This is a genomic window from Methylobacterium sp. CCH5-D2 (assembly GCF_001556475.1).
GTDB lineage: Bacteria > Pseudomonadota > Alphaproteobacteria > Rhizobiales > Beijerinckiaceae > Methylobacterium > Methylobacterium hispanicum.
This window is the reverse complement of the sequence record NZ_LSIX01000789.1, coordinates 1-4,487: the sequence shown is the minus strand read 5'-3', so window position 1 is coordinate 4,487 and position 4,487 is coordinate 1. Positions and strand designations below refer to the sequence as shown.

10 protein-coding genes are annotated in these 4,487 nt (G+C 73.9%); 2 read left to right on the top strand and 8 right to left on the bottom strand.

The features are described 5' to 3' along the window. Positions 1-250 precede the first annotated feature (250 nt). The 3 genes from AX737_RS21000 to AX737_RS20990 form a co-directional block, all read right to left on the bottom strand. Positions 251-820, bottom strand: coding sequence for a peptidase S14 (locus AX737_RS21000; protein ID WP_066924626.1), 570 nt, complete (start codon positions 818-820; stop codon positions 251-253). A gap of 105 nt (positions 821-925) precedes the next feature. After that, complete coding sequence (locus AX737_RS20995) at positions 926-1,132, bottom strand: hypothetical protein (protein WP_066924625.1); 207 nt, start codon at positions 1,130-1,132, stop codon at positions 926-928. A gap of 76 nt (positions 1,133-1,208) precedes the next feature. Beyond that, positions 1,209-1,535, bottom strand: a complete 327-nt coding sequence (locus AX737_RS20990; protein ID WP_066924623.1) for a YnfA family protein — start codon at positions 1,533-1,535, stop codon at positions 1,209-1,211. A 208-nt stretch (positions 1,536-1,743) separates the two neighbouring features. Between AX737_RS20990 and AX737_RS20985 the strand changes: the two genes are divergently transcribed. Then, on the top strand, positions 1,744-1,986 hold the full coding sequence (locus tag AX737_RS20985) for a hypothetical protein (protein ID WP_066924622.1): 243 nt from the start codon (positions 1,744-1,746) through the stop codon (positions 1,984-1,986). 35 nt (positions 1,987-2,021) lie between these two features. Here AX737_RS20985 and AX737_RS20980 read toward each other — a convergent pair whose 3' ends face one another. Both AX737_RS20980 and AX737_RS20975 read right to left on the bottom strand, forming a co-directional pair. Continuing rightward, positions 2,022-2,261, bottom strand: a complete 240-nt coding sequence (locus tag AX737_RS20980; protein ID WP_066924620.1) for a hypothetical protein — start codon at positions 2,259-2,261, stop codon at positions 2,022-2,024. An 80-nt stretch (positions 2,262-2,341) separates the two neighbouring features. Continuing rightward, positions 2,342-2,542, bottom strand: a complete 201-nt coding sequence (locus AX737_RS20975) for a ribosome modulation factor (protein ID WP_066924618.1) — start codon at positions 2,540-2,542, stop codon at positions 2,342-2,344. 143 nt (positions 2,543-2,685) lie between these two features. Here AX737_RS20975 and AX737_RS20970 point away from each other — a divergent pair, with 143 nt between their 5' ends. After that, the gene (locus AX737_RS20970) at positions 2,686-2,949 is read left to right on the top strand and encodes a GNAT family N-acetyltransferase (RefSeq protein ID WP_066924615.1); all 264 of its coding nucleotides are present in this window, start codon (positions 2,686-2,688) and stop codon (positions 2,947-2,949) included. Between the two features lie 183 nt (positions 2,950-3,132). On the opposite strand, the gene AX737_RS20965 is transcribed toward AX737_RS20970, so the two are convergent. The 3 genes from AX737_RS20965 to AX737_RS20955 all read right to left on the bottom strand — a co-directional run bounded on the left by AX737_RS20965 (position 3,133) and on the right by AX737_RS20955 (position 4,142). Continuing rightward, the gene (locus tag AX737_RS20965; RefSeq protein ID WP_066924613.1) at positions 3,133-3,339 is read right to left on the bottom strand and encodes a hypothetical protein; all 207 of its coding nucleotides are present in this window, start codon (positions 3,337-3,339) and stop codon (positions 3,133-3,135) included. Positions 3,340-3,406: 67 nt separating this feature from the next. Further along, the gene (locus AX737_RS20960) at positions 3,407-3,715 is read right to left on the bottom strand and encodes a hypothetical protein (RefSeq protein WP_066924611.1); all 309 of its coding nucleotides are present in this window, start codon (positions 3,713-3,715) and stop codon (positions 3,407-3,409) included. A gap of 67 nt (positions 3,716-3,782) precedes the next feature. Next, positions 3,783-4,142 carry a hypothetical protein gene (locus tag AX737_RS20955; RefSeq protein WP_066924610.1) on the bottom strand — a complete coding sequence of 120 codons (360 nt, stop codon included), beginning with the start codon at positions 4,140-4,142 and terminating at the stop codon, positions 3,783-3,785. Positions 4,143-4,487: the final 345 nt, after the last annotated feature.

The following is a 4,487-nucleotide window of genomic DNA, read 5'->3' as shown; positions in this document are numbered from 1 at the left end:
CCTCGACGGTGACCCCGCCGCGCCGGAGCGGCGCGCCCTCCTTGACCTCGTGGCGACCCTGGTGGAGGCGGTCCCGGTGACGGGCGCGCCGCCCGAGGCCGGGGCCGCCGCGGCCGAGCCCTCCCCCGGCGAGGCGGCTGTCTGAAGCATCGTCCCGAAAGCCGGCTTCCGGCTTTCGGGAAAGAGGATGCAGCATCGAGAGGCTGGAGCGTCGGCCCGGATCCCGTATCCAGGACGATGCTCCAGCTGCCTACAGCACCGCCTCGATCAGCCCGAGTTCCTGCGCCTCCGCGGCCTCGATGTACCAGTTCTCCGGCGCGCGCCGCAGCACCTCGTCCAGGCTCACCCGCGAGCCCTCGACGAGGTTGGCGAAGCCCTCGTTCTGGATCGCGATCGAGGTCTCGATCTCGTGGAGCGCCGCCTTCACGGCGGCGACGCAGGTGGTGAGCGGGCCGTTGAGCTTCACCTGCTTGTCGAGCTTGCGCTCGTGCACCATCAGCCGCGTGCCGCGGGTGAGGTAGCGGTTCGGCCGCGCGAAGAAGCTCATGAAGGTGGTGCCGGCCGAGTAGATCGCCGCCTTGCCCAGGAAGACGTGGCGGCGGCTCGGCGCGAGCGTGCTGTGGAAGCGGATGTCCTCGCCCATCATGCGGGCGACCTCCGGGTCGCCGCCGAGCGTGGAGAGCTCCACCACGACGAGGTCGCGCTCCCTCGCCGCGTCGAGCTGGCTCCGGAAGGACCGGTACATCTCCTGGTTCACCGTGCCGGAGAGCAGCACGGCGGGCGCCGCGAAGGCGGCGGGCTCGAGGCGGTCCTTGTCCATATGGGCGGGTCTCGCGGCGGTCTGGTCGGGCGGCTGCGACGCCCCTCGCGACGTCGTTCCCGGAGAACGCGCCGACGCCCCCGCGGCTCCCGGTCGCGGCGGGGCCTACAGGTCCTTCGGCTGGCTCCCGCGGGCGACGCAGCGCCAGCGCGCGACGTGCCACTCGGGATGGCTCTCCTGCCACGTCGCCAGCGCGCTCTGGGCGTTGCGCAGGCAGACGAAGGGGCTGCGCGCCTCGAAGGACAGGTCGATCTTGTCCTCCTTGCAGGTGCTCGGCTGCGCGAGGAGACAGATCGACAGCAGGATGAACATGGCCGGCTCCGCGTGCGTGACGGATCTGCAATATGATGCAGGCCCGCCCGGCGCACAGGCCTTCGATCCCCCGCCGTCAGCGCTCCCGCGGTCCCAGCAGGATCACCAGGGTGCCGACGAGGCACAGGGCTGCGCCCGCGAGATCGAAGCGGTCCGGCCGGCGTCCCTCGGCGAGCCAGAGCCAGAGGATCGAGGCCGCGATGTAGACGCCGCCATAGGCCGCGTAGGCGCGCCCCGCCGCATCGGCCTCCACCCGGGTCAGCAGCCAGGCGAACAGCGCGAGGCTGAGCATGCCCGGCCCGAGCCAGAGGACCGAGCGGCCGAGCCGGAGCCAAGCCCAGAAGGCGAAGCAACCCGCGATCTCGGCGAGCGCGGCGGCGGCGTAGGCGGCGAAGGTCGGCATCCGCGCCCTCTGGCACGGCCCGGGGGTGCCCGCCAGACGGACCTCGGATCCCGGGAACGGGGCCGGCTCGGGGCCCGCGGCAGAATCTTCCCCGGCGCGGGGCGCGCGGAGCAGGGCGTTCTCCGGGGCGGCGAATCTTCGAAAATCCCGTTCCTTGATCCGGCCCGCCACGCGCGCGACATCAGCTGTCATGCGCGGAACCCCTGACATGTCGATCCCTGCGAGCCCGACGGACGACGTCAGCTTCGACCCGTTCGGGGAGAAGCTGGATTCCCCGCACGCCGCCGCGGCGCCGCGTGACGGCGCCGGCCACCGGGCGGTCGCGGGTGCGTTCTGGGCGCTGGCGCTGCTCCTCGTCGGCTGCCGCGTCTACCTCTCGGATTACCCGGTGGCCCAGACCGTCGCCTCCGTGGGCGAGGCGGTCCGCACGCATCTCGCTGCGGCCTTCTGAGGGCGCCCCGGGCGCGCGACCCGGGCGCATCCGGCTCAGGCCCGCCCGCCGGGAGCCCGGAACAGATAGTAGCCCGCGCTCTCGGTCGCGGCCTGCGCGGCGTCCGGCTGGAAGCCCTCCGGAGGGCGCTCCTCCATCACCGTGCCGCCGTACTCCCAGATCACCCCGTGGATGAAGCCCGGCACCGGCCGGTCCTGGCGCACGGCGCAGCGCAGGGCCGGGTACTGGCGACGGCGGAACACGTTGTAGGCGGCGTAGGCGGCAGGCCAGTGCATCCGGGCTCCCTCTTTACCGTCCCCCGCGGCCGTTGCCGGCGCGGGAAGCGTCAGAAGCACGGGCCGGGCCGGTCCGCCAATCACATGGGCGATTGCGCGCTGGGCCGTTCCTCGGGTGCCGGCTCCGAATCGCCGCGCGCGGCGGCGTCGTAGCCGGCGTGCCAGTCGGCTTCCGCCCGTGTTCCGGCGGCGTAGGGGCAATCGGCCCGGGCCACGCCCTTGCCGAGGGCGTAGAAGCCCAGCGCGTAGTGGTCGAGATTGTCGTCCGGCGGCGCGCTCATGAATCCTCCCGCGTGGATTGTCCCGGATGGAGCGTTCGGGTGCGTCCTCAGATAGCGGTCGGGCCCGCCCCGGCGAGCGGGACCGTCCCGGCCGCCTACGGCGTTGGCCGGGGCGGGCCGCGAGCCCGCTCCGGAGGGATCCGATGCACGACAACCGCGCGCTGAGCCGCTTCGAGCTGACCGAGCAGGGGCTGACCGCCTACGCCGACTACCGCCGCGGGCCACGGGAGCTCGTCATCGCCCATGTCTACGCACCCCCTGCCCTGCGGGGGACCGGCACGGCCGGGCGGCTGATGCGCGCGGTGGCCGAGCAGGCGCGGGCGGACGGGGTGAGGATCGTGCCCCTCTGCGGCTATGCCAGGGCCTGGCTGCACCGCAGCCCCGCCCACCGCGACCTGATCGCCTGATCGGGGCGAAGGGCTTCCCGGCGGCGCCGCTCGGGCACGCCGCCGTCGCGCCGCGCCGGTAGCGCGCCCTGCCGGCCTGCTCTCGAACATCGTCCCGAACGGTGGCTTCCGGCTTTCGGAAAAAGAGGATGCAGGATCAAGAGGCTGGAGCCTCGGCCCGGATCCCGTATCCGGGGCAATGCTCTAGGACGTGCCGTCCGCCGCCGGGTCGATCGCGCCCGGCACCGGGTTCCGGACGGGGGCCGCGGCGGTCGGCGCGAACAGGGCGCACGGATAGGCCTGGCGATGGGCCTCGCACGGGTCCCGCGGCTCCGGGGGGCTGCGCCCGAAGACGAGTGCGAGCGCGGCGAGCAGTGCGGCCGCGGCGAGCAGCCTCGGGCGTGCGGTCAAACGATCGTCTCCGAACGGGGCCGGACTTCGGGCATCCGCCCCGTTCTCCACCCCGAAGGTTAACGCTTCACGAGCCTTCGAGGCCGGGGGTGGAATCCCGCGCGGCGGCCGGCGCGGGAGCCGGCGCGCAACCGGCCTCATCGGCGGCGCGCCGCACGTAGGCGAGGCAGCGTCCCCGCGCCTTCGGGTCGTGCACCCGCAGGAACTGCCGGATCAGCTCGCGGATCTCGGCGTGCCGGGCGGGATCGATCGGCGCGGCGCCGTCCGCCTCCGGCGCGGCCTCGTAGAAGGCCGCGATCGGAACGTCCAGGAAGTTGGCGATCCGGGTGAGGGCGGCTGCGGCCGCGGCTCTGTCCTTCGGTGTGTTCTTGGCCATGACGTCTCGCCGCTGCGATGGCTTCCGGACACACGGCCCGTCCGAAGATGCTGCTCTAGCCCGCCGCCTACTGGAGAACCAGTCCCGCCGCCCGCGGACCCGCCCGACGTGCGAGCCGCTGCCCGACCCGCAGGAGCGCCGTCTCGAGCAGGGCCCGCGTGTCCGCGTCCTCGTCCAGGGCGGCGAGACTGTGCGCTTCGAGAAGGATGTCAACGAGACGCACCGTCACATCGTCCGGAGGGCCGTCGGCGGGCTCCTCGGCCGGGGCGGCCGCTGGGCCGAGCCCGTCCGGGCCGGGGAACTGCTTCAGCAGGTCCCGCGCGGCGAGCACGGAGAGGCGGGCGTCCTCGATGACCTGACGCATCTCGGCGATCAGGCGGCGAGTGCGGTCGATCGTCTGCACTGTGTCGGCGTCCGGCTTGTCCATGAGGCGCCACCTCCTTCCGGCCTGGGGCGGTCCGGTGCGGACGGCGAGTGTGCCATCGTGCGGGCGATGCCGGCCAGCGGCGCGGGCCGGGCCTTCGAGGCATCGGGCGCCGGGTGTATCCCAGTCCATCCCGCCGCGCGATGGGACGATGTGGCAGGGTTCGGACGCGCCTGTCTCCGTGCGGATCTCCGATCCCCCGCGTCGGCGGGTCCGCGTGTCGCAGCGCGGCTCAGGCCTCCGCGAGGGCCGGGCCGGATTCCGCCGGTGCCGGCCCGAGCGGGCCAGGTTCTGCCGGGGCCGGCCCGAGCGGGCCGGATTCCGCCGGGGCCGGCCCGAGCGGGCCGG